Source organism: Candidatus Palauibacter sp., from assembly GCF_965237495.1.
In the GTDB taxonomy this organism is placed as follows: domain Bacteria; phylum Gemmatimonadota; class Gemmatimonadetes; order Palauibacterales; family Palauibacteraceae; genus Palauibacter.
Window position 1 is genome coordinate 4,085,834 of record NZ_OZ250143.1, and the last position, 18,457, is coordinate 4,104,290.

The following is an 18,457-nucleotide window of genomic DNA, read 5'->3' on the forward strand; positions in this document are numbered from 1 at the left end:
GGTGGGTGCATGACCTATCGCCCCAGAGTCGTCGACAGCGAACTGGCCGAGCGCCTGAAGGCCACCGGAGCGGTGGTGATCGAGGGCCCGCGGGCGTGCGGAAAAACCACCACGGCGCGGCAAATCGCTGCCAGCGAAGCCCGGCTGGACGTCGACGATGTGGCCCGGCGCCTGGCCAGTCTCGAACCGGCCCGCGTCCTGATCGGCGACGTGCCGAGGCTGATCGACGAATGGCAGCTGGAGCCGGCGATCTGGAATCACGTGCGGAGGGCGGAGGGCGGTGGATGATCGCGGCCTCCCGGGTCAGTTCATCCTCACTGGATCCGCGGTTCCGGCCGACGACGCAACCCGCCACACCGGGGCCGGACGTCTGACCCGGCTTCGCATGCGCCCGTTCTCACTCTTCGAACTGGGTCGCTCTTCGGGCCAAGTCTCGCTGGCGGGCCTCCTGGACGGGGGCCGCGTCGCGGCGGACAGGTCGGTGATCCCGCTCGATGATCTGGCGGAACTGATCTGCGTCGGCGGCTGGCCCCTGAACCTCCAAAGCACCACCCAAACGGCGCTCCACGCGAACAGGGATCACCTGGACGAGATCCGTCGCCTGGACATCACCAACGGGGACGGCAGGAGGAGGGATCCGGTGAGGGTGGGCATGCTCCTCCGGTCCCTGGCCCGGAACGTCGCGACGCCCGCCGCGACCGCGACCCTCGCCTCCGACACCGGCGAAGGCGTATCCGCCATCAAGGAGCACACGGCCGCGGAGTATCTGAGGGCGCTGGAACGGATCATGATCGTTGAGAACCAGCCTGCGTGGCCCACCCACCTGCGCTCCAGGTCGGTGCTGAGGAGCAAGCCGATCCGGCACCTCGCGGACCCCTCACTCGCGGTGGCCGCCGTCCGAGCGACACCTGCCCGGCTACTCCGCGACCTCGGTTTCCTCGGATTCCTGTTCGAGTCGCTGGTCGTACGGGATCTGCGGGTGTACGCCCAGGCTACGGACGCCGAGGTGTTTCACTACCGCGAGAAGGCCGGCCTCGAGGTGGACGCGATCGTTCAGTGCAACGACGGTCGCTGGGCGGCTTTCGAGGTCAAGCTCGGCGAGGGAAGAGCAGATGAAGGTGCCGACAACCTCCTCCGGCTGGCACGGAAGGTGGATCCGGACCGTATGGGCGAGCCGACGTCGCTGGGCGTGATCGTGAGCAGCGGGTATGGTTACACGCGGGAGGATGGGGTGAGCGTGATCCCGGTAGGGGCGCTGGGGCCCTGATCCATAGCGCCACCGAGCGATTTGCGAGGACGGTCTCCATGGCGATCCCGAATGACACGACGCGCCGCGACTTCCTGATTAGTCTGGTGGGTGCCGGAGCGGTGCTGGCCACCCGGCCCCCGGCGCTCGGGAACACACTGTCGGCCCAGGACATGCTGCCCACGCGGCCGATCCCGGGGACCGAGGAGACGCTGCCCATCGTCGGCTTCGGCTCCTCGAAGCCGGTGCTCGAGATCCCCACCGAGGGGACCGAGCCTGTGGCGGGCGTGATCCGCATGCTCCTCGAACACGGGGGACGGGTCGTCGACACCTCGCCCCGCACGCCGGAGATCGACGAGGAGTTCGGTCAGGTCCTCGCGGCGCCGGAGTTCAGCGGCCGGCTCTTCGTCTCAACGAAGATCAACACGGACGGGGAAGCGTCGGGCATCGAGCAGATGCGGCAGAACCAGCGGCTGGTCGGAGGCCGCACCCTGGACCTGCTCCAGGTCGAGAGCATGCGCGATCTGGACGTGCACTGGCCCAACGTGCTCCGGTGGAAGGACTCGGGGGAGGCGCGCTACATCGGTGTCACCACCTCCAGCACCGGACAGCACGATCAGTTCGAGTCATTCATGAGAGCGGAACCCCTCGACTTCGTTCAGATGAACTACTCGGTGATGGAGCCGGACGCGGAGAATCGGCTCCTGCCGCTCGCCCGGGACCTCGGGATGGGCGTTCTGATCAACCGTCCGTTCATGAACGGCAGCTACTTCGGACGCGTGAGCGGACGGTCGCTGCCCGAATGGGCATCCGAGTTCGACTGCGCGAGCTGGGCGCAGTTCTCACTCAAGTACATCCTCGCGCATCCCGCCGTGACGTGCGCGCTCACCGAGACGACGAATCCGGCGCACATGGAGGACAACATCGGGGCCGCCTTCGGCCGCCTGCCGGACGAGGCGACGAAGCGGCGCATGCGTGAGCTGGTTCAAGACTTCTAAAGGGTTCCGGAGGAAACGGTCATGGTCCTGCTCCCGCCTCACTTCGCCTTTCTGTCCCCCGCAGCGCGCGGCAGAATCACCCGCCGCGCTCGGACCGCCCACGGTCCCCACCGAGCACCGCGCCCCCGCCTCCTCCTCTGCCTGGCCACCACCCTCGCCGCCCTCACCCTCGCAGGATGCGACGAGTCCGCCCCTCCAGAGGACCCCCGCTGGGGATCGCTGATCAGCGAGCGCACCTACGGCGTCATTTCGAAACGCGACAGGATCACGATCGTCTTCACCCAGGATGTGGCGGGCGAGTACCTCATAGGCCGTCCCACGACCGGCGTGCTCGTCCTCGAACCGGCTGTGGAGGGCGCGGCCACCTTCGTCAGCACCCGTGAGCTCGTCTTCGCACCCGCCGCGGACCTGCCTTCGGGACAGGAGTATCGCGTTACACTCGTCCGGGAGGGTCTGCTGGGCCTGCCCGACGACCTGGGCGACTACCAGTTCGACTTCAGCGTCATGCAGCAACGTCTGGAACTTCTTGTGGACGGGTTGGACGCGGAGTCCGGCGAGGAGGACGCTCTCGTTCTGACCGGATCGATCGTGACCGCGGACTTCGCGGAGTCGGAGGCCGTGGAGGGCGTTCTCGGCGCCGAGCAGGACGGGGCCGACCTGCAGATTCGGTGGCAACACGGCCCTGAAGGGCTCAATCATCGCTTCGCCGTTCAAGGCGTGACCCGCGGCGGGCGCGACGACGAGGTCCGGCTGCGCTGGGACGGACGGGGCATCGGGACCTCCTCGCGGGAAACTCGGGACATCCCGATCCCGGCGCAGGACGTGTTCCGGATGATCTCCGTGCGCGCCGAGTCGGACGACCGACAGTACGCGCTGGTTCGGTTTTCCGACCCGCTCGACCCGAACCAGAACCTCAACGGGCTGGTGAGCCTGGGCGAGGAGAGCATCACTCTGGAGGTGCAGGGCAACGCACTCCGGATCATCCCCGGCGACCGCGTCATCGGGCCCGTGACGGTCGTGCTGGAGGAGGGGCTGCGGAGCGCGGACGGCAAGCGGCTCGAGGAGCGCCACGAGACCGAGGTGACGTTTGTCGACGTGAAGCCCGGCGTGCGCTTCGCCGGGCGCGGCGTGGTGCTCCCGCGGGCTGACCGGCTGACCGTCCCCATCGAGGCGGCCAACGTGCACTCGGTGCAGGTCACGGCCTTTCGGGTGTACGAGACCAACATCGGGCAGTTCCTGCAGGCCAACGACCTGTCCGAAGGCCGCGAACTCCGGCGCACCGGACGCACCCTGTGGCGGCGCACGGTCGAGCTGCCGGAAGAACCGGGCGGGGGTTGGACGCGGTACACGCTGGATGTGAGCGACGTCGTGCGCGCCTCCTCGGGAAGCCTGGTCCGTCTGACCCTGTCGCTCAACCGCGGCAACTCCACCTTCGCGTGCAGTGAGGCACAGGATCGGATCCCCGTGCTCGAGGAACCGTGGCCGGCCGACCTGGAGGCTGCGGGGAGCTCGCCCAGCAGTTGGGACGCCATCGAGGCCTCCTACCAGGGCTCCGTCGATTGGAGAGACCGGAACGACCCCTGCGTCGATGCCTACTTCCGCTGGTCCTCGCGGGCGGGCGACTCGCGTAACTTCCTGGCCTCGAACATCGGCATGACGGCAAAGCGGGACGCCCGGGGCGGCACCCTGGTCGCCACCACCGACCTGCGCACCTCCGAACCGATGCGCGGCGTGGCGGTGACGTTCATGAACTACCAGAACCAGCCGCTCGAGACCGTGGTGACGGGACCCGGGGGACTGGCCCGCACCACGCTTCCCTCGGAGCCCCACCACGCGGTGGCCACGCGGGGCGGAGAGAGGGGCTACCTGAAGATGAGCCCCGGCATGGCGCTGCCGACCAGCCACTTCGACGTGGGTGGCGAAGTCGTGGCCGAGGGGCTCAAGGGGGCGATCTACGGCGAGCGCGGGGTGTGGCGTCCCGGCGACGACATCCACCTCACCTTCGTGGTCGACGACGCCGACAATCCGCTGCCGGCAGGCCACCCGGCCACCCTGCGACTCCTCAATCCGTTGGGCCAAGTGGTTCACACGGTCACCAACGCCGACCCGGTCGGCGACTTCTACGCCTTCGCGCTCAGGACGGCCGCCGACGCACCCACCGGGAACTGGAACGCGGCCGTCGAGGTCGGAGGGGCTCGCTTCTCGACCCCGCTCAAGATCGAAACCGTCATGCCCAACCGCCTGAAGGTGGAGCTCGATCTGGGTGAAGGCGAGTTTCTTCAGGGCGGCGTGCGCCACGAAGCCACCCTCGTGGGGCAGTGGCTGAGCGGTGCCGTGGCGCGCCAGCTCAACACCGACGTGCAGGTGAGGTTCCGGTCCGTCCCCACCGCCTTCACCCGGTTTTCGGACTTCGTCTTCGACGACCCCGCGCGCGACTACTCCGATGAGCCGCTCACGGTCTTCGAAGGCACGCTGGACGACGAGGGCCATGCCGCCTTCACCACGGAGCTGGCACCCGGGGGCCATTCCCCCGGGATGCTTTCGGCAACCTTCACCACCCGTATCTTCGAGCCGGGCGGGGCCTTCAGCACCAACCGGCGCAGCCTGCGCTTCTCCCCCTACGACCGCTACGTCGGGGTCCGGCTACCCCTCGGTGACACGCGGCGAGGCATGCTCCTCACCGACACGGTGCACACGGTTCGGGTCGCGACGCTTTCGCCCGACGGCGAGCCGGTGTCGGCCGATTCGGTCGACCTCACCCTCTACAAGATCGACTGGCGCTGGTGGTGGGACCGCTCCGCGGAATCGCTGGCCCGCTACTCCGAGTCGGAGCACAGCTCGGTGGTGGCCCGGGGGCGGGTCGCCACGACGGACGGGCGCGGAAGCTGGAACTTCAGGGTCAGCTACCCGGACTGGGGCCGGTATCTGCTGCGGGCGTGCGACACCGAAGGCGGGCACTGCACCGGCAGGACCGTGTACATCGACTGGCCCGGCTGGGCCGGCCGGCCGCAGGAGCAGTCGGGCGCCGGGGCGAGTGCGCTCACGCTGCTGGCCGACACGACGAGCTACCAGGTGGGCGACGTAGCCGAGATTCAGCTGCCGGAGGCGAACACCGGCCGGGCGCTCGTCACCCTGGAAACGGGTACGAGGATCCTCGACCAGCGCTGGGTGGAGATGGGCGGCGGGCGCGGGCGCTTCGAGGTACCGATCACCGCGGAGATGAGCCCGAACGTCTACGTGGGCGTCAGCCTGATCCAGCCGCACTCGGACCGCGCCAACGACCGGCCGATCCGCCTCTACGGGGTGATTCCGCTCGAGGTGGAGGATCCGGCGACGGTGCTGCGGCCGCAGATCGCGGTTCCCGAAGAGTGGCGTCCCGATACGACCGTCACCGTGCGGGTGTCCGAGGTGGCGGACCGGCCCATGACCTACACGCTTGCCGTTGTGGACGAAGGGCTTCTGGGCCTCACCAACTACGAGACGCCCGATCTGCACGAGCACTTCTTCAGCAAGGAAGCGCTCGGGGTCTCCACCTGGGACATCTTCGACGAAGTGGCCGGTGCCTACAGCGCGGAACTGGAGCGGTTGCTCGCCCTGGGCGGGGACGACGCGGTGGAGCTGCAGGAGCGGGAGCGCGGCCGGTTCCCGCCGGTGGTGCGGTTTCTGGGGCCGTTCACCCTGCGGCCCGGGCAGATCGGGACGCACTCGGTCGACATCCCGGAGTACATCGGGCAGGTGCGCGTGATGGTCGTCGCGGGCCACGAAGGCGCCTACGGTTCGGCCTCGCAGTCGGTCTTCGTACGGCAGCCGCTGTCGCTCCTGGCCACGGTGCCCCGCGTCGTGGGTCCGGGTGAGGAGATCGCTGTTCCGGTGTCGCTCTTCGCAATGGAGGACGGCATCGAACGGGCCACCGTGACCCTGGACGTCGGCGAGGAGTTCCAGGTGGTGGGGAGCGCCAGCGAAACGGTCACCTTCGACGGCGCCGAGGAGCAGTTGGCGCGGCTGCGGATCCGCGCGGGCGACCGGCCCGGCGTGGGCGTCCTGCGCTTCGCCGCGGTGGCCGGAGAGCACCGCGCGCGCTCGGAGATCGCCCTGCCGATCCGCATGACGAACCCCGCCACGGCCACCCAGCTGAGGGCCCGGATCGCGCCCGGCGAGGAGTGGAGCGCCGAGGTGGATCCGCACGGGATACCGGGGACCAACTCGGCGACGCTGGAGGTGACGCCGCTCCCGCCGCTCAACCTCGAGGCGCGTCTCGGATACCTCGTGCGCTACCCGCACGGGTGCCTGGAGCAGATCGTCTCGGCGGTCTTCGCGCAGATGTACTTGCCGCTGCTGGTGAACCTCGACGCCGACGACCGGGCTCGGGTGGAGGAGAACGTGCAGGCCGGGATCGACCGTCTGCGGGGGTTCCAGGTGTCGTCCGGCGGGTTTTCGTACTGGCCGGGCACGTATTCGACCGCGAACGCCCGCAACGCATGGGTGACGAACTACGCGGGCCACTTCATGATCGAGGCCGAGCGGCTGGGCTACTACGTCGATCCGGAGGTGATCTCGAGCTGGAAAGCCCACCAGAACCGCCGCGCGCGCTCGTGGAGAAGCCGCGGTGACACGCCGGCGATGGACCAGGCATACCGGCTGTACACGCTCGCGCGGGCCGGCGACTACGAGGTCGGCGCCATGAACCGGCTGCGTCAGACGGGCGGTCTGGCGACCGCGGCCCGCTGGCACCTCGCAGCGGCTTACGGACTCGCCGGGGTGGGGCCCGGTGTCCGCCTGCTTCGCGACGACGACCGGATCGCGGAGTACGCGGCGCCCGGCTGGAGCATGGGATCTCCGCTGCGTGATCGCGGCATTCAACTCGAAGCCCTGGTGACGCTGGACCGCGAGACCCAGGCGACCCGGGTCGCCGAGGAGATCTCGGCCGCCCTCTATTCGGACGATTGGCACGGGACGCATTCCGTCGCCTACGCTCTCCAGGCGATGGCACGGTTCTATGGGCTGGGCGAGCGGTCCGGGACGTTCACCTTCGAGCGCCGGGCGGGGGACGATGTGACGGAGGCGGTGTCTTCTTCCCCGGTCTATTCCGAGCATCTCGCGGGGATCGCGGAGCAAGGGGGTCGTGTGGAGGTGAGGAACACCTCGGACACGCCGCTCTTCGTCAGTCTGGTGACCCGGGGCTCGCCCGCCGCGGGGGACGAGGCGGCGGCTTCGTCCGGGCTGGCGGTCGGGGTGATCTACACAGACCCGGACGGCGGACAGGTCGATGTCCGCGAGCTTCTGCAGGGGACCGACCTGGTGGCCAGGGTCACGGTCCGGAACGAGTCGGGACAGGACCTGCGGGATCTGGCGCTGGAGTACCGCGCGCCGTCGGGGTGGGAGATTCACAACGCGAGGATGGATGAGGGTGAAGGGCCGGTGGACGACCGCATCGACTACCAGGAAGTGCGCGACGACCGGGTCCTCACCTACTTCTCCCTGGGCGGCGGAGAGCGGCTCACCCTCTCAATGCGATTCAACGCCGCCTATCTGGGCGACTACTACCTGCCGACGGTGTCGGTCGAGGCCATGTACGACGCCTCGGTGTACGCGCGCATCAAGGGGATGAGGGTGCGCGTGGCCGAGGGCGGGGGGGACGAGGGGTGAGACTTCTGTGGGCGCGCCGGCCCCGGCGAGCGGCCGTGTGGGCCTGTGCGGCCGCCGGCTTCGTCGTGGCGAGCGGCTTCGCCACGCGGCTTCCCGACCCACTCTTCGACGACCCGGTGTCGTCCGTCCTGGAGGCGCGTGACGGGTCGCTGCTGGGCGCGCGGATCGCGTCGGACGGGCAGTGGCGTTTTCCCGGGCGCGACTCGGTTCCCGGGAAGTTCGCGGCCGCCGTGATCGCCGCCGAGGACCAGCGCTTCCGCTGGCACCCCGGGGTCGACCCGCTCGCGCTGGCCAGGGCGGCGTGGACCAACCTGCGAGCGGGCAAGGTAGTAGGCGGCGGCAGCACGATCACGATGCAGGTGATCCGCATGTCGCGCGGCTCCCGTCCCCGCACCTACCGGGAGAAGTTCGTCGAGGCGGCGCTCGCGCTCCGGCTCGAACTCGGCACCGACAAGGACGAGGTGCTCGCACTCTACGCCGCCCACGCGCCCTTCGGCGGGAACGTGGTCGGGCTGGAGGCCGCGGCGTGGCGCTACTTCGGCAGGGGGCCCGCCGATCTGTCCTGGGCGGAGGCCGCGATGCTGGCGGTCCTGCCGAACAACCCGGGTGCGGTGCATCCGGGGCGAAGCCGTGCCGAGCTGCTGGAGAAGCGGGACCGACTCTTGGGACGCTTGCAGGAAACCGGGACGATCGACGCCGAGGAGCTGGAGCTGGCCCTGCTGGAACCGCTGCCGGACGCGCCCCAGCCGTTGCCACAGGTGGCGCCACATCTGCTGCAGACGCTGGCGGCGGGGGACGGAGGGGCGGGGCGGAGGTACGCGAGCACGCTGGACGCGGCGCTGCAGCGACTGGTGGGAGATGTCGCGTCGCGGCAGTCGCGCTCGCTGGCCTCGATGGGCATCCGCCACTTGGCCGCTCTCGTGGTCGACAACCGCACCTTCGAAGTGGTCGCGTATGTGGGCAACAGCCGGTGGGCGGTGGGTGAGGGCACCGGCCACGCGATCGACCTGATCCGGCGTCCGCGCAGCACCGGGAGCATCCTGAAGCCGCTGCTCTTCGCGCGGATGCTGGACGCGGGGGAGATCCTGCCCGAGACGCTCGTGCCGGATATTCCGTCCCGGTTCGCGGGATACCGGCCCGAGAACTACGACCGGGAGTTCCGGGGAGCGGTCCCGGCCCGGACGGCACTGGCGCGTTCGCTGAACGTGCCTGCCGTGTGGATGTTGCGGCGCCACGGGGTGGACCGGTTCTACGACTTCCTGCGCGGGATGGGGATGACCACGTTGCATCGTCCGCCCGGCGACTACGGGCTGACGCTGGTGCTCGGGGGGGCCGAGGGGACGCTGTGGGACATCACGGGGATGTATGCGAATGTGGCGCGGATCGGGGGTGGCCCGGGGTCGCCGGCATCCGGACAAGCCGCCGGGGAGCTCGCGCGTGGGCGAGCTGCGGGGGGACTTGCGCCCGGTCTCTACCGCCCACGAATCCTCGCGGACGCGCCGCCCGCGACCGCTGGCAGGGCCTCGCTGAGCGTGGGGGCCGCGTGGCTGACTCTGGAGGCCCTGGTCGATGTGGCCCGGCCCGGGGCGGAATCCCAATGGCGTGTGTTTGGGGACGGGCGAAGGGTGGGGTGGAAGACGGGAACCAGCTACGGTCACCGGGACGGCTGGGCTGTCGGCGTGACGGCACGGTACACGGTGGGGGTGTGGGCGGGGAATGCGAGCGGGGAGGGGCGGCCGGAGTTGACCGGGATCGGAGCCGCCGCGCCGGTGCTCTTCGACATCGTGAACCGCCTGGAGGGGGAAGCGTGGTTCCCCAGGCCGGACGCGCACCTGAGGGAAGTGAAGGTGTGCCGGTCCGACGGGTATCGCGCCGCGGGGGGCTGCGAAACCACCGTGGCCTGGGCCCCGAGGGATAGCCACTTCGAGCGCCCGAGCCCGCACCACCGAACGGTGCATCTGGATCCGTCCAGCGGACTGCGCGTTCACGGCAGGTGCGAGTCCGTGCATGCGATGTCACACGAGACCTGGTTCGCGCTGCCCCCCGGGCAGGAGTCGTTCTACCGGCGCTGGAATGCCGGATATCGTCCGCTGCCGGCTGATCGGGCGGACTGCGCAGAGACCTCGGCCGAGGCGTCGGCGCGCAGTCCGGTCGATTTCCTGTACCCGGATGACGGGACCCGCATCTATATCCCGGTCGAGCTGGGGGGGCGGAAGGGGCGGGCGGTCTTCGCGGCGGCGCACCGGGACCCGGACGCCACCCTCCACTGGCACTTGGACGACCGTTATGTGGGATCGACGAGCGTCTTCCACGAGCAGGCGCTGGACGTTGCCGATGGGTGGCATGTCATGACGATAGTGGACGAGATGGGGAACCGGGCGCGCCGGGGGTTCGAGGTGCTGGCGAGGGCGGAGGGAGCGGGCCAACCCCGGTGAGGCTGTTCGTTCACGGGGCGATGACGATCTCTCCGCCGGAGAGCACCAGCATCCGAGTTCGACTGCGCTGAGCTGGGCGCAGTTCTCGCTCAAGTACATCCTCGCACATCCCGCCGTGACGTGCGTGCTCACCGAGACGACGAATCCGGAGCACATGGAGGACAACATCCAGGCCGCCTTCGGCCGCCTGCCCGACGACGCGACGAAGCGGCGCATGCGGGAACTGGCCCAAGGCTTCTGAGGGCCGGCGGGCGAGGAGCCGATCACGCGACTGGACCGAACCCCGTACCTCTACTTCTCACCCCCTCGCGCTCACGGCACCATCCTGGAAACGATCCACCGACGGATCGACCCCCCCGTGCGAAACCCAGTTCGGACGCCCCGTTGCCCGTCGGGAGCCTCAAGCCGTTCGACCTTCGAGTAACGGAAGATATCTGCGACCGTCATACGCCCTCCCCGCCGCTAGGGATCGGGTCAAGATGGGATCCCAACCGCAATACTATCGGCAACACAGTTGATCCGTCCGCCGTGCGGAATGTCAGCTCGTCCTGTACGAACTCGATGGGTGGGTCGTGGTGGTGGATCAACATGTGATGATAGGAGCATACGACCACGACGTTATCCGGAGAGGCAAGGTGCGAATACTCCGATTCGTCCAGCTGCCCGTGCTCGTATCGGGCCGCGATTTCGGCGAGCCCCTGGACATGATGAGCCTCGACGTAGTAGCGCCCGTCTGCCATTGGAATCCGTGAAATGGCGGATTCGTCGGAGCCGCAAAGTTGACATCGATATTCATACACCTCACGAAGCGCCCGAGCTAGTGTTATGTCCCGTAAATACGTTGACATAGTGACGGCAACAGGGCACCTTTCCCCTCACCCACCTGAACGAGGGAGAGACCATGCCCCGGGGACGTCCGTTGAAGGAGCTCGAAGTCAGTCAGGGTGCCCGTGAGGAACTCGAGTCGTTGGTGCGTTCGCGCAGCCTGCCCGCCGGGCTCGTGCGCCGTGCGGAGATCGTGCTTCTGTGCGCCGATGGCCTGGACAACAAGGCGGTTGCCGAGAGGGTCCGCACCAGCCGGCAGACGGTCGGCAAGTGGCGCCAGCGCTTCCGAACCCAGGGCCTGATGGGCCTGTACGACGAACGCAGGCCGGGAAAGCCGCGGTCCATCGAAGATGACGAAGTCATGGTGCTGCTGCGGAGGACGCTCGAGACCGAGCCTCCCGACGGCAGCACGCACTGGAGTTGCCGTTCCATGGCGGACGCGGCGGGGGTGTCGAAGTCCACGGTTCATCGCGTCTGGAGAGCGTTCAACATCCAACCTCACCGGCAGAAGCACTTCAAGCTCTCCACCGATCCGTTCTTCGCCGAGAAGGTCCGCGATATCGTCGGACTCTACCTCAACCCGCCCGAAGGCGCGATGGTGCTCTGCGTCGACGAGAAAAGCCAGACCCAGGCGCTGGAGCGAACCCAGCCTCTCCTGCCCCTCGGGCTCGGATACGTCGAAGGCGTCACGCACGGCTACATCCGTCACGGCACCACCAACCTCTTTGCCGCCCTGGACGTGGCCACCGGCCAGGTCATCGCCCAGTGCAAGCCGCGGCATCGTCATCAGGAGTTCCTGAGCTTCCTGGGGCACATCGACGCCAGCGTGCCTCCCGGCCTCGACGTCCACCTCGTCGTCGACAACTACAGCACCCACAAGCATGCCAAGGTCAAGCGCTGGCTCGCCGCCCGCCCACGCTACCATATCCATTTCACTCCCACCTACTCCTCCTGGCTCAACCAGGTCGAGATCTGGTTCAACATCATCACCCAGAAGGCAATCCGCCGCGGCTCCTTCTCCTCGGTCACCCAGCTCAAGGAAAAGATCCTCCGCTTCACCGAGCACTACAACAACTCAGGCACGCAGCCCTTCATGTGGACCGCCACCGCGGACTCCATCCTCCGGAAGATCCAGAGACTATGTACAGCTATCTCTGGGACACGACACTAGCTCGCCGTTGCGCTTGATGCGCAGGGTCTCCGTGACCTCACGAGCGAGCGTCTGGCGCATGTCCTCTAGCCGGGCGGATACGCGTCCTGAAGGTCGAGATGGCGGTGGAGGGGCGCCCTCCGGCCTCGCGTTCCTTCGCGCCTCCTGCCACGCCCGAAAGCGTTCCTCCATCTCAGGGGGAGGAGACTTGACTATCTCCCAGCCGCGGTCTGTAAGACGCCAGATCCCGCGTGGGCTCCCCGTCTCAATCGCCCCGTGCTGCTCGATGAGCTTCTCTCGCGAAAACTCAGCGGTCGCCCGCCATTGGTTTCGCCCACCTCCTCCGGTTTCCCGGCGGCGTTCCTCATGTGTTAGTCCGAGCCGATCAGCAAGAGCGTCGAGCAGGTTGTCCTCTTGGCGACCTATTTCACCGCCGTGATCGGCAATGAAGTGCAGTAGCGGAAGGAAGAGCTGTTCCTGTGATATTGCCTGTTCTGCCATGGATGACTCCTATCCCAAGGAGGGAGCAACAACAACGCACTATCTCAACTTTACGTAGTAGAGGTACTCCGTCACCTGGTCCCCAGAGTACTGGCGAGCCTCGCTGTCTCGATCGGCCCGATATCTCTTGTACTCCCTCCCCACTCGACGATACGTAGAGGCAACGCCATACTGCCTGAAAGACCTCTCGATTTCCTTCTCGGGGATGATGCCCTCGTTGTTGTAACTCAGAAGCACATGAGTCGCGTCGACCGCCTCCAGCAGCTGCTCCAGGGCTGGGACGCAGCCGTCACGGGTTGACCACTCCGACTTCTTGTGAGAGTCTTCGATCAACCCTGTCTTCCCCCTAAGGGTCGGTGGTTTAGCACCGAACCAACCTTCGGCGATCAACTCAGGCACATGGTAGTAGGCGCTGTACTGTCTCGTATTGTAGGGTGGATCGAGGTAGAGGAGGTCCACATGCCCAAGATCGCGCACGAGTTCGACGATGTCGCCGCGGTGTGCAACGCACTTCAGACCGGTTCCCACCACCATATCAGGCACCTTGAGGCGAAGCGGCCTGACAGCGTTGCCTTGCCAGGCCTTCACAAACGCGGCGTAAACGCCGGCTGTGTTGGCAACGGAGTCGGCCGCTTCCAGTAGGGCCGAGAGAAGTACAAAGAACTCCTCTTCTGTGACGAGGCCCGCGGAGCGCCAATCTTCGAGCTTGTGGCGAATCGCGTCGATTCGCTGCGCGTTCTGTCGCAAAAAGTACATGCGCTGACCTTCGACCGGTGACTCCGAGGCCGCGAAGTTCCCGTCGATGAACGAGGATCGCGGCTCGAGGAAGGTGTCCAGGTAAACGAGAATCTCTTCCAGGGGTTGCAGCTTCGAGATGCCCCCAAAAAGGTCACCTTGTCCTCCAAATCGAAACTCAACCTGCGATTGGAACCGGGGGCTGCGCTTGGCCGCCCGCACCTGGGAGTCCTCTGCCAGTCCAGGGAACTTGGGGTACTCGTCCGCGACGACATAAGCCCGCTGGAACGCATAGCTGAAGCTCATGATATCGCAGGTCTCGACGGCGAACCCGCGGGCCTTTAGCAAGCGGGCCACGGCAGTGGTGCCGGTGAACGCGTCGAGGGCTCGTCCGCCGTGCAGGTCAAGCTCGTCGAGGTACGAGGCAATGAAGCGCAGGAGCCTTGTCTTGTTGCCGATGTAGCGCATGCAAACCGGTGCTCTAGAGTTATTCTGGAGGCTGGACACCTTCGCACGATTTAGGCCTCGTGGCAAAAGGGTGCGCCTTGATGCCGGATACTGATTTGGAGCCGGGCCGCGGATTTGGGTGTCTGCTCGGACGGCACCCTTTCGCTGATCGGATTCTCTCGAGCCTATTTCGTTGAAGTTAGGCGGTCGGCTCGGACCTCTCCGTTTGAGAGCATTAGTGCTTCATCAATCCACACCGTCGGGGCACGCGTGATGGCATCGAAGTGCGTCTTTGCGGATACGGATCCACCGAGGTTGGCGGACGTTCCGATGCCGATGTGGACGGTGCCGTTTACTCCTTCGTCGTTGAGCATCTCCCCGGTGAACTCGGTGCAGGCCGAGTTCAGGCCGAAGGCGAACTGGGCCAGGTTGTAGACCCAGGGGTCGTCCTGTCGGGCCAGTAGCTCCGCTAGGAAATCGGCCTGGTCTCCACCCTCGATGTCGGTGACGAAACCCTTCGAGATTCGGAAGGTCACGGGTTCACGGATCGGGCCCACGCCGTAGTAGGGGATGCTCCCGTCGCAGACGAATACGCCCTCGGCGGTGCCTTGAGCGGGCGCGCAGTTGGCTTCGATGTTAGGGACCGCCGAGAAGCCGGGGCCATCCAGCAGGCAGGCGTGGCTGTTTCCGGTCACGCCGATGAGCCTCATGGTGAGATCGGTGCCGGCTGGATTCGTCACCCGCAGGCGCTCGCCAGCGGTGAGCCTCGCCGCGAGGGCCAGACATAGCGGCTGGCGCGCCCGGAAGTCCGTGAACAGCCCACCTTCGCGCATCATCCGTTCGGTGAACGCGGTCATCGAGAGAACTCGGGCCCCGGCGCCGATGGCCTCGCGGACGGCGCGGGTGTGCGCCATGGCGAGCGTCACAGGCAGGAAGACGACATCGGCGGCGGAGATTGCCACGGCCACGGCTGGTCCCGGCTCCTCGTTGTCGATCGATCGCTCGGGCGGGATCAGGATGCTCGCGACGGCCCCGACTTCGCGGGCCTCCTCGGCCAGGGCTTCGGCGATCGTCATCCGTTCCGGATCGGTCACGATCACGACCTCCTCGGCCGATCGGACGTTGGCGCACGTCCTCACCAGGATCTCCGCTCCTTCTTTCATGCTGGCTTCATACGAGCACCTGCCTGCCCCGTTGCACGACGCGGCCGTCCACGGCGATGGTCGGCTCCCGCATGAGCAGGTCGTAGTGCGTCGGCGCCACGATCTCCCCGCCGAGCGTGTGGCTGGTTCCGATACCGATGTGGATCGTGCCCATGACGCCCTCGTCCTCGAGCATCTCTCCGGTGAGGCGGGCGTTCGGGTTCAGGCCGACGCCCAGCTCCGCGACATTGAAGCAGTGGGGGTCCGCGAAGGACTCCAGGTGCTCCCGGAGGAAGTCGGCCTGCGGGCCGCCGGTCATCTCGGCGATAAGGCCATCGCGCACCACGCAGACGATAGGCTCTTCCAGAATGCCGATGCCCAGGTAGGGCACCGAGGCGTCGGCGATGAGCGTGCCTTCGGCCGAACCGGTCACCGGCACGACGTTTACCTCGATGTCGGGGACCGGAGCCAGTTCTCCGGGCTCCGGGATGTTCGTCAGCACGTTGGCGACGCGACCCTCGATCCCGAACCGGAGGTCGGTGCCGCGCGGGGAGGTGAGCCGTACGGACTCTCCCTCCGTGAACGCCGCGCCGAGGCGGCGACAGACGTCGGCCTGCGCCTCGAAGTCGGTCTCGAGCAGGGCGGGGCTGGTCATGATCGCGTCGGTGTAGGCCGTCATCATGCAGACGCGCGCCCCCGCTTCCAGGGCGGCCCGCATCGCCCGTGTGTGGGTGATGGAGATTCGTACAGGCGAGAAGATCACGGCCGCCTCGGCCATGGCCCGCGCGACGGGCGGGGGCGGCTCCTGTCCGTCCTGGTCCCGCATCGGGATGATGCAGACGGTGACCGCGGCTCCGGCCTCGCGGGCGGCGGCCGCGACCGCATCCGCGTACCGCCGCATCGTCGGGTCAGTCACGACGACCACCGCCTCGCCCGGCTGGACGCGCCCGTTTACGTGTACCAGCCGGCGCGCGCCCGGCGACAGGTCCACCCTCGACCCGGCCACGGTTCCGTCAGCCACGGTCCCTCGCGAAGAACTCATCGAATCGGCCATCGAAGATGATCGCGGTGTAGCCGTCTCCGGTGGTGTTGGTCGCGGTGCGCAGCATGTCGGGGAGGCCGCCGGAAAGCGCGATCCAGCTCGCAATGAACTCGCCCTGCGCCTGGCCCTCGAGCCCCGGGATGCTCGCGAACAGCGTGGCGCTCCACAGTGCGGTTCCCATCCCGGCCGGGAGTCCGGGTGCCGCGATCGTGAACAGGACGACGGCCGGCCAGGCGGCCAGCATCATCATCCAGCTGAGTTCCAAACCGAAGACGTAGCTCACGACGAAGGGGCCGTACGCGACGTAGGCCAGCGCGCTGGCGTCGAGGTTCACGACGGCGCCGAACGGGAGGACGAAGTCGGCCACCTCGTCGCGGACGCCGACCTTCTTCGCGTTCGCGAGGGGGACGGGGAGCGTCGCCAGCGACGAACACGTGCCCGCGGCGAAGAGCGCGGTCGGCACGTAGTACCGGCTCAGGACGGGCCCCACCGGCCGGCGTCCGACCCTGCGCACGAGCACGAACGTGTAGAACGCCCACCAGACGAGGACGAGCCCAGCCGTATAGGCGGTCATGGTGAGGTAGTGCGAGAGGCCCAGCTTCGCCCCGAAGCGCACGCCCAGGGTGATGCCGAAGGCGAGGATGAGCGGGAGCATGACGTACGCCAGCCGAGAGCCCGTCCTCTCGATGGCGTCGGCGACCCTCCGGAGCACGCGGTAGGTGGGGTCGTGGCGCGCGCCGAAGAGTCCGAGCAGGACGCCGGCGAGGATCGCGAGCAGCGGCCACGAGGCCCCGCCCTCTCCGAGGCTCCGCAGCATTGCGGCGGCTTCGGTCCAGACGCCCCGGTCTGCGGTGGTCAGAGGGATGCGGAAGATCGCGGCGGAGGTCACGAGGGCGATGAGTCCGGCGACGGTCGACGTGAAGAGGTACCAGAGGACGACCGCACCGGCGAAACGCCCGGCCAGCCCCCGCCGCACCAGGGTCGCGATGGCCGGGCTGAGGGCCGCGAGGATCAGCAGCGGCGCAACCGCGACGACCCAGGCGATGAGTGTCGACGTGGCGTCCGCTACGGGCGCGAGCGGCCCGGGAAAAAGACCGCCCGCGGCCAGACCCGCCACCAGAGCCAGAAGCGTCCACACATATGTGGGAATCCTGCGCATCGGAGGCAGTCGCTGCTCCTCTCGATTCTCGTCGATGCTCGCGTTTGATACCGGCATGACGGTCAAGCATGAGACTTACCCGGCGGCTGACCCTCGTCCAGCGTGAAAACAGCCGTGCGCGCGCGGGGGCTCGTGGACGAACCCGTTGCCGATCCGGAGTGTCTTAGCTAGGCTTAGTCTAGCTAAGACGTCGAAGTGAGGAAAGGCAATCCCATGAAGGTCAACATGCATGAGGCGAAGTCACAGCTGTCCCGCTTGGCCAAGCTGGCCCGAGAAGGGGAAGAGGTGGTGATCTGCAACTCGGGACAACCGTGGGTGCGCCTGACGCCCTACCAGGAACCCGTCGAACCTCGACAGCCGGGAGGTCTCGAGGGTCAGATCGTGATCGCTCCGGACTTCGACGACGACGACGAAGAGATCACTGCCGCGTTCGAAAACTCCAGGATTTTCCCGGGCGCTGACTGACAATGCGGCTGCTTCTCGACACGCACACGTTCCTCTGGTGGTTGTCCGACTTTCGTCATATCGCCGAGTCGGCACGGCAGGCCATCGCTGACCCGGGCAACGCAGTGTTCGTGAGCGCGGTCTCGGGTTGGGAAATCGGGATCAAGAAGGCCAAGGGGCGACTTGTCGCACCGGATAACCTGGCGGCCATGGTGGAGGAAAAACGGTTCGCGCACCTACCACTGACGTTCGATCACGCGGAGCGAGCCGCAACCCTGCCGCCGCACCACCGCGACCCGTTCGACAGAATGCTCATCTCTCAAGCCCAGGCTGAAGGGCTCATCCTGGTCACACGCGATTCGCGCATTTTGCTCTACGACGTGCCCACGCTGCGGGCTTGACCAACGTCACCTGTGGAGGGGGTCACGTGCAGCGAGCCACAATCGCCGCGATCGCGGCGTCGATCCCGCTCCTGCCGGACCGGCACGATCGGCGCCAGGGCCAGCGCCCCCGCCGACCGTCGGAGGAAGCTGCGTCGACTGGTGCTCATCGTGTCGACATAGCGCGTGCGGGTCTACACAAGGTTCTCCACAACCGACCACACACCCACCAGTAGGCCGCTACACGTCACCAGCCCCAATACGCCGACTCTGTACCAACGCGGGCTGCCACTCCGCAGCTCCCCAA

At 67.4% G+C, this 18,457-nt stretch carries 14 protein-coding genes; 9 read left to right on the plus strand and 5 right to left on the minus strand.

Annotated elements, in window-relative coordinates:
• The first annotated feature begins 9 nt into the window (after positions 1-9).
• The 7 genes from ACPXY0_RS18025 to ACPXY0_RS18055 all read left to right on the plus strand — a co-directional run bounded on the left by ACPXY0_RS18025 (position 10) and on the right by ACPXY0_RS18055 (position 12,321).
• The gene (locus ACPXY0_RS18025; protein WP_423926963.1) at positions 10-288 is read left to right on the plus strand and encodes a hypothetical protein; all 279 of its coding nucleotides are present in this window, start codon (positions 10-12) and stop codon (positions 286-288) included.
• Positions 281-1,267 carry an ATP-binding protein gene (locus ACPXY0_RS18030; protein ID WP_423926965.1) on the plus strand — a complete coding sequence of 329 codons (987 nt, stop codon included), beginning with the start codon at positions 281-283 and terminating at the stop codon, positions 1,265-1,267. Before ACPXY0_RS18025 ends, ACPXY0_RS18030 begins: the two co-directional genes overlap by 8 nt.
• Positions 1,268-1,305: 38 nt before the next feature.
• On the plus strand, positions 1,306-2,244 hold the full coding sequence (locus tag ACPXY0_RS18035; protein WP_423926967.1) for an aldo/keto reductase: 939 nt from the start codon (positions 1,306-1,308) through the stop codon (positions 2,242-2,244).
• 21 nt (positions 2,245-2,265) lie between these two features.
• On the plus strand, positions 2,266-7,890 hold the full coding sequence (locus ACPXY0_RS18040; protein ID WP_423926969.1) for an alpha-2-macroglobulin family protein: 5,625 nt from the start codon (positions 2,266-2,268) through the stop codon (positions 7,888-7,890).
• The gene (gene pbpC, locus ACPXY0_RS18045; RefSeq protein ID WP_423926971.1) at positions 7,887-10,325 is read left to right on the plus strand and encodes a penicillin-binding protein 1C; all 2,439 of its coding nucleotides are present in this window, start codon (positions 7,887-7,889) and stop codon (positions 10,323-10,325) included. Before ACPXY0_RS18040 ends, pbpC begins: the two co-directional genes overlap by 4 nt.
• A gap of 124 nt (positions 10,326-10,449) precedes the next feature.
• Complete coding sequence (locus tag ACPXY0_RS18050) at positions 10,450-10,566, plus strand: hypothetical protein (protein WP_423926973.1); 117 nt, start codon at positions 10,450-10,452, stop codon at positions 10,564-10,566.
• A gap of 660 nt (positions 10,567-11,226) precedes the next feature.
• Positions 11,227-12,321, plus strand: coding sequence for an IS630 family transposase (locus ACPXY0_RS18055; RefSeq protein WP_423926975.1), 1,095 nt, complete (start codon positions 11,227-11,229; stop codon positions 12,319-12,321).
• Here ACPXY0_RS18055 and ACPXY0_RS18060 read toward each other — a convergent pair.
• The 5 genes from ACPXY0_RS18060 to ACPXY0_RS18080 form a co-directional block, all read right to left on the minus strand.
• Positions 12,289-12,801 (minus strand): winged helix-turn-helix domain-containing protein, encoded by a 513-nt coding sequence (locus tag ACPXY0_RS18060; RefSeq protein WP_423926977.1) that lies wholly within the window; start codon positions 12,799-12,801, stop codon positions 12,289-12,291. The two genes, ACPXY0_RS18055 and ACPXY0_RS18060, sit on opposite strands and share 33 nt — an antisense overlap.
• Before the next feature lie 39 nt (positions 12,802-12,840).
• Entirely contained in the window at positions 12,841-14,004 is a 1,164-nt protein-coding gene (locus ACPXY0_RS18065) for a DNA adenine methylase (protein ID WP_423926979.1), read from the minus strand.
• Between the two features lie 164 nt (positions 14,005-14,168).
• Positions 14,169-15,146 carry an aminopeptidase gene (locus ACPXY0_RS18070; RefSeq protein ID WP_423926981.1) on the minus strand — a complete coding sequence of 326 codons (978 nt, stop codon included), beginning with the start codon at positions 15,144-15,146 and terminating at the stop codon, positions 14,169-14,171.
• Positions 15,147-15,153: 7 nt separating this feature from the next.
• Positions 15,154-16,146, minus strand: coding sequence for an aminopeptidase (locus ACPXY0_RS18075; RefSeq protein WP_423926983.1), 993 nt, complete (start codon positions 16,144-16,146; stop codon positions 15,154-15,156).
• The gene (locus ACPXY0_RS18080; RefSeq protein WP_423926984.1) at positions 16,139-17,326 is read right to left on the minus strand and encodes a cation:dicarboxylate symporter family transporter; all 1,188 of its coding nucleotides are present in this window, start codon (positions 17,324-17,326) and stop codon (positions 16,139-16,141) included. Before ACPXY0_RS18080 ends, ACPXY0_RS18075 begins: the two co-directional genes overlap by 8 nt.
• A gap of 213 nt (positions 17,327-17,539) precedes the next feature.
• Between ACPXY0_RS18080 and ACPXY0_RS18085 the strand changes: the two genes are divergently transcribed.
• Together ACPXY0_RS18085 and ACPXY0_RS18090 are read left to right on the plus strand one after the other, a co-directional pair.
• Complete coding sequence (locus ACPXY0_RS18085) at positions 17,540-17,791, plus strand: type II toxin-antitoxin system Phd/YefM family antitoxin (protein ID WP_420464055.1); 252 nt, start codon at positions 17,540-17,542, stop codon at positions 17,789-17,791.
• A gap of 2 nt (positions 17,792-17,793) precedes the next feature.
• On the plus strand, positions 17,794-18,171 hold the full coding sequence (locus tag ACPXY0_RS18090; RefSeq protein ID WP_423926986.1) for a type II toxin-antitoxin system VapC family toxin: 378 nt from the start codon (positions 17,794-17,796) through the stop codon (positions 18,169-18,171).
• The last annotated feature ends 286 nt before the right edge of the window (positions 18,172-18,457 follow it).

What these genes read in the sequence shown, in the direction of transcription:
- ACPXY0_RS18085 (WP_420464055.1), top strand. Translation starts at nt 17,540, where the DNA reads ATGAAGGTCAACATGCATGAGGCGAAGTCACAGCTGTCCCGCTTGGCC.
- ACPXY0_RS18080 (WP_423926984.1), bottom strand. Translation starts at nt 17,326, where the DNA reads ATGCGCAGGATTCCCACATATGTGTGGACGCTTCTGGCTCTGGTGGCG.
- ACPXY0_RS18040 (WP_423926969.1), top strand. Translation starts at nt 2,266, where the DNA reads ATGGTCCTGCTCCCGCCTCACTTCGCCTTTCTGTCCCCCGCAGCGCGC.
- ACPXY0_RS18090 (WP_423926986.1), top strand. Translation starts at nt 17,794, where the DNA reads ATGCGGCTGCTTCTCGACACGCACACGTTCCTCTGGTGGTTGTCCGAC.
- ACPXY0_RS18065 (WP_423926979.1), bottom strand. Translation starts at nt 14,004, where the DNA reads ATGCGCTACATCGGCAACAAGACAAGGCTCCTGCGCTTCATTGCCTCG.
- ACPXY0_RS18070 (WP_423926981.1), bottom strand. Translation starts at nt 15,146, where the DNA reads ATGAAAGAAGGAGCGGAGATCCTGGTGAGGACGTGCGCCAACGTCCGA.
- ACPXY0_RS18025 (WP_423926963.1), top strand. Translation starts at nt 10, where the DNA reads ATGACCTATCGCCCCAGAGTCGTCGACAGCGAACTGGCCGAGCGCCTG.
- ACPXY0_RS18060 (WP_423926977.1), bottom strand. Translation starts at nt 12,801, where the DNA reads ATGGCAGAACAGGCAATATCACAGGAACAGCTCTTCCTTCCGCTACTG.
- ACPXY0_RS18035 (WP_423926967.1), top strand. Translation starts at nt 1,306, where the DNA reads ATGGCGATCCCGAATGACACGACGCGCCGCGACTTCCTGATTAGTCTG.
- ACPXY0_RS18055 (WP_423926975.1), top strand. Translation starts at nt 11,227, where the DNA reads ATGCCCCGGGGACGTCCGTTGAAGGAGCTCGAAGTCAGTCAGGGTGCC.